We start from the raw sequence: 4,393 nt of genomic DNA on the forward strand, positions 1-4,393 counted from the left end.
CGCTCGATGGCCGCCGCCGAGTCCGGCGTGCCGGCCAGCAGCGCCGCACGGTCGAGTGCGAGGCGCTCGCGCGCGGCGAACATTTCCGCCATCGCCACGTTGACCGCGCTCGGCATCTGGTTCGTGAAAATCTCGCGCGTCGAATCGTTCGCACGCGTCATCCCGTACAGACCGAGCACGCCGGTGACACCCAGCAGTACCGCCAGAAACGCCATCGTCAAACCGATGCGCGCACGAATCGTCAGGTTCCTGAACACCATCATCCATCCTGTGTTGCGTCGTCATGAACGGGCCGGGCCCGTTGGCTCGAAGCATTGCTTCGCTTGATTTATTTACGACCGCGCGACGCACAACTTGACGGATTTCAGACCATTTTTTCGAATTATTAGTCTGAACATTACAAATCACTGAACAAAATGGCGTAAATTCGGGCCAGTTCGACAACGGAAGGAAAAAGACCGGCGAGGCACCGGCAGGTTCAGGCAGGTGCGGTCGGCGAGGTGCGGCCGGCCGTCTCGTGCGACGAACCGGCCACGAGACGGAACCGCGATCCTGGGGTCAGGCCTGATCGGCCAGTTCGGAGCGCGTCGGAATCGACGGCTGAGCGCCCGCGCGCGTGACCGACAGCGCCGCCGCACATTGCGCGAAGCGGATGGCCGTGTCGACGTCCGCGCCGGCCGCGAGCCGTGCGGAAAAGCCGCCGATGAAGGTGTCGCCGGCGGCCGTCGTGTCGACCGCCTGCACGACCGGCGCCGGATAGTGCCGCGCGGTGCCGTCGGCCGTCAACGCGAGCACGCCGCGTGCGCCGAGCGTCACCAGCACGTTGCGCGCGCCGCCGGCCTGGAGCGCCCGCGCGGCGGCTTCGGCTTCGGCCGGATCGCGCACGCGCAGCCCCGTCAGCGCGGCCGCCTCGACCTCGTTCGGGATCAGGTAATCGACGAGCGGCAGCCAGCCGTCCGGCAGCGGCGCGACGGCCGGGGCCGGATTGAGCACCACCGTGCGGCCGAGCCGGCGTCCGGCCGACAGTGCCGCGAACACCGTGTCCGGCGGCGTCTCGAGCTGGCAGATCAGCACGTCGGCCGCCGCCAGCGCGGCCTCGTGCCGCGCGATCGTGTCGGTCGTGACCTCGCCGTTGCCACCCGCGACGATCACGATCGCGTTCTGGCTCCCATCGTCGACGACGATCAGCGCGACGCCGGTCGACGCCGACGCGCTCGTCGCGAGCCCCGCGCAGTCGATGCCCTCGGCCTCGAGGCCCGCGCGCAGTGCCGCGCCGTGCGCATCCGCGCCGACGCAGCCGATCATCGCGACCTGCGCGCCGAGCCGGGCGGCGGCGACGGCCTGGTTGCCGCCCTTGCCGCCCGCCGCCTGCGCGAAGGCGTGCCCGGCGAGCGTTTCGCCCGGCAGCGGCAGCCGCGGCGCCCGCACGACGAGATCCATGTTGAGGCTGCCGACCACCGTCACGCGGCCGGCGCCCGTTACGGTCGCCGTCATGCGCGAGCGCCCGGCGCGGCCGGCTCACGGTAGATGGCCGTCGATTCGCGCAGCACGAGGCGCGGCGACACGACGCGACGGCGGCTCGGCACGGCGCTCGAACCGCCGCCGATCCGTTCGATCAGCGTCTGCGCGGCCATTTCGCCGAGCGCGCGCACCGACTGGCCGACCGTCGACAGCGCCGGATACGTGTAGCGGGAAAATTCGATGTCGTCGAAGCCGATGATCGAGCAGTCGTCGGGCACGCGCATCCCGCGCTCGGCCGCCGCGCGCAGCGCGCCGACGCCCATCAGGTCGTTGCCCGCGAAAATCGCGCTCGGCCGCACCGATTCGAACAGCCGCGACGCTGCGTGATAGCCGCCCAGGCACGAGAAATCGCTTTCGGCGATCGCGCCCGGCACGATGTCGACGCCACGCTCGGCCATCGCGCGGATGAAGCCGTGCACGCGCATCGCGCTGACGGCGGTGTCGGTCGGCCCGGTGATGCAGCCGATCTTCGCGTGCCCGAGTTCGAGCAGGTGGCGCGTCGCGAGATACGCGCCGCGCTCGTGGTCGATCTGCACGAGATCGGCCGCGAGACCCTCGATGTTGCGGTCGACCACGACGAGCGGCGCATGGATATCCGCGAGCGTCTGCGCGAGCACCGCGTCCTCGCCCGCCGACGCGACGATCAGCCCGTCGATGCGCTTTTCCTGCAACACGCGCAGGTAGTTGCGCTGCTTCACGGGATCGTCGTCCGAATTGCAGAAGAACACGCAATAGCCGTTGGCCGCGCACTGATCCTCGATGCCGCGCGCAAGCTCGGCGAAGTACGGATTCGTGCTGTTCGGCACGACGAGGCCGATCGTCGCCGTCGCCCGCGCCTTCAGCGAGCGCGCCACGGCCGACGGCACGTAATTCAGCTCGCGGATCGCGCCCTCGACCTTCGCACGCACATCCGCGGACACCGGCCGCGAATTGTTCACCACGTGCGAGACGGTCGTAAACGACACGCCCGCCATGGCCGCCACATCCTTGATCGTCGCCATTTCCCGTTTCTCTCTGGTCTGTTCTGTCTATCTTTTTACCGCACGCGCGTACGCCGGCTGCGATACGTATCGAGCACGACCGCCACCACGATCACCGCACCCGTGATGATCCGCTTCGTCGGCTCGTTCGCCCCGATCTGCGCCAGCCCCGCGGCCAGCACGGAGATGATCAACACGCCGAAGAACGTGCTGATCACCGAGCCGCGCCCGCCCATCAGGCTCGTGCCGCCGATCACGACGGCGGCGATCACCTGCAGTTCGAGGCCCGCGCCCGCGTTCGGATCGGCCGCCTCGAGCCGCGAAATCTGGAACAGCGACGCGAGCCCCGCGAGCGCGCCCATCAGCGCGAATACGAGGATTTTATACGGCCTCGGGTTAACCCCGGCAAGCCGCACCGCTTCCTCGTTCGTGCCGATCCCGACCAGATAGCGCCCGAACACCGTGCGCGTGAGCACGAACTGGGCCGCGATCATCACCGCGACCGCGATCAGGAACGCCGGCGAAATGCCCAGCGCGATCGGGTTCGACAGGAAATCGAACGCGTCGCCGATATACGCGGTGCGCGAATTCGTCAGCTGGTACGCGAGGCCGCGCGCGGCCTCCAGCACGCCGAGCGACACGATGAACGACGGAATCCGCCAGCCCACCGTGACCGCGCCCGTCAGCGCGCCCGTCGCGGTCGCGACCGCGATCCCGATCAGCGCGGCCGGCAGCGGCCCCCACTGCCATTTCAGCGCGGCGACGCTGACCATCGACGCGGCGAGCGCGAGCACCGAGCCGACCGACAGGTCGATCCCGGCGATGATCAGCACGAAGGTCATCCCGACCGACATCACGACGAGATCGGGAATCTGGTTCGCGATCGTGCTGAACGTGTCGTAGGTCAGGAAATGCGAGCTCAGCACCGAGAACAGCGCGATCATCGCGGCCAGCGCGCCGGCCAGCCCGAGATAGTTCGACAGGCCGAGCCGCGTGCCGGACAGCGTGCGCGCGCGGCGCCCCGTCACGTCCTGCTGCGCGCCTGCGTCGGTCGGGGATACGGGAGGCTGGGTCATTGCTGTGGTCCTGTCGTCGAAGTGCCCGGAGCGGCGCCGCGCGCCTGCCCCGCGTCCGGATGCTGCATGGCGGCCGCCGGCGTCTCGCGGCCGAAGCCGGCGAACGCCGCGGCCAGCAGCGCATCCTGGGTCCAGTTGCCGCGCTCGAACACGGCGGTCATGCGCCCGGCCGACATCACGCCGATCCGGTCGCAGATCAGCATCAGCTCGCGCAGGTCGCTCGATACGACCACCAGCGCGCGGCCTTCGCGCGCGAGCGCGCCCATCAAAGTGTAGATCTCGAATTTGGCGCCGACGTCGATCCCGCGCGTCGGCTCGTCGAACAGCAGCACGCCCATGTCGCGCGCAAGCCAGCGGCCGATCACGACCTTCTGCTGGTTGCCGCCCGACAGTTCGCCGACGGGCTGCGCCGCCCCGTGCGTACGAATTCGCAGCGCATCGATCTGCTGCTCGGCGAGCGCTGTTTCACGTGCGGCATCGACGATGCCGCCGCGCGCGAGCCGGTCGAGCTGGCCGAGCGACACGTTCGCGGTGATCGACTGCGACAGCAGCAGCCCTTCGCCCTTGCGATCCTCGGTGATCAGCGCGATGCCCAGCTTCACCGCGTCGACCGGCGACGCGATGCGCGCCGGCTTCAGCGGCTGGCCGACCGCGATCGTTCCGGCATCCGGCGTATCGGCGCCGTAGATCAGCCGCAGCAGCTCGGTGCGTCCCGCGCCGATCAGCCCCGAGATGCCGAAGATCTCGCCCGCGCGCACCTCGAGCGACACGTCGCGCACCGCCGTGCCGCGCGTGAGGCCCGAGACCGCGAGCCGC

5 protein-coding genes are annotated in these 4,393 nt (G+C 69.6%); all 5 read right to left on the bottom strand.

Going from position 1 to position 4,393, the window contains the following annotated elements; translation table 11 throughout:
- On the bottom strand, window positions 1-260 hold a 260-nt coding region (locus JMF90_RS25935), incomplete at its 3' end, for a Tar ligand binding domain-containing protein (RefSeq protein WP_201325597.1).
- A 298-nt stretch (window positions 261-558) separates the two neighbouring features.
- Window positions 559-1,494, bottom strand: coding sequence for a ribokinase (gene rbsK / locus JMF90_RS25940; protein ID WP_011545352.1), 936 nt, complete (start codon window positions 1,492-1,494; stop codon window positions 559-561).
- A complete protein-coding gene (locus JMF90_RS25945) occupies window positions 1,491-2,522 on the bottom strand; it encodes a LacI family DNA-binding transcriptional regulator (protein ID WP_011545351.1) in 1,032 nt (343 codons plus the stop codon). The genes rbsK and JMF90_RS25945 overlap by 4 nt, the downstream gene beginning before the upstream one ends.
- A 35-nt stretch (window positions 2,523-2,557) precedes the next feature.
- Complete coding sequence (locus JMF90_RS25950) at window positions 2,558-3,577, bottom strand: ABC transporter permease (RefSeq protein WP_006476069.1); 1,020 nt, start codon at window positions 3,575-3,577, stop codon at window positions 2,558-2,560.
- On the bottom strand, window positions 3,574-4,393 hold an 820-nt coding region (locus tag JMF90_RS25955; protein ID WP_201325598.1), incomplete at its 5' end, for an ATP-binding cassette domain-containing protein. The genes JMF90_RS25955 and JMF90_RS25950, both read right to left, overlap by 4 nt.

The organism is Burkholderia sp. E168m23, from assembly GCF_016586125.1.
Taxonomy (GTDB): Bacteria; Pseudomonadota; Gammaproteobacteria; order Burkholderiales; family Burkholderiaceae; genus Burkholderia; species Burkholderia orbicola.